This is a genomic window from Methylorubrum zatmanii (assembly GCF_014845115.1).
Classification (GTDB): Bacteria; Pseudomonadota; Alphaproteobacteria; order Rhizobiales; family Beijerinckiaceae; genus Methylobacterium; species Methylobacterium zatmanii.
The window spans coordinates 1-538 of record NZ_NKUI01000333.1; the positions used below are offsets into that span (position 1 = coordinate 1).

The 538-nt window shown below is 66.9% G+C and carries 1 protein-coding gene; it reads right to left on the bottom strand.

From position 1 onward, the window contains the following. A partial coding sequence (locus MZTS_RS24455) for a DUF1217 domain-containing protein (protein ID WP_192285911.1) occupies positions 1–538 on the bottom strand: 538 nt, incomplete at both ends.

A 538-nucleotide genomic window follows, 5' to 3' on the forward strand; every position in this document is an offset into this window, starting at 1 on the left:
CCTGCCCTTCAGCGGCGAGGCGTCGATCTGTGCCATCACCGCCTGGGAGATCTCCGTGGGCGTCACTGCCGCGAGATTCTCCACCTGCCGGGACAGGATCCCGGCGTTGAGCCGGATCGTCACGGATTGCGTGGTCTTGGCGTCGATCCGCGATTCCAGGGTGAGGCTGGCTTCGGCGGTGCCGCTGAAATCGTAGCTGTCGGCCAGGGCCAGAGGCGCGCTCAGCATGGCGTTTCGTGCCGTCGATCCGAAGGTCGTGGGGTCGGCACCGGTCGCCGTGAAGCCCTGTCCGAAGGTGAACGCCCGGGCGAAGGCGGTGTAGCGGTCGTCGGCCAGCCGGTTGGCGAAGCTCGCGGAGCTCGCCGCCCCTTCCTCCAGCACCTTGCGCATGAAGGCCTTGGCGTAGGTCATCTCCTCCAGGCCGTAGGCCTTCATGGCATAGGCGTAGAGGCGCTGGTCGCCGAGCAGGTCGTCGACAGATTTCACCTGGCCGATATGGGCCTCGTAATAGGCCGTCTCCCGGGCGACCACCGGATCG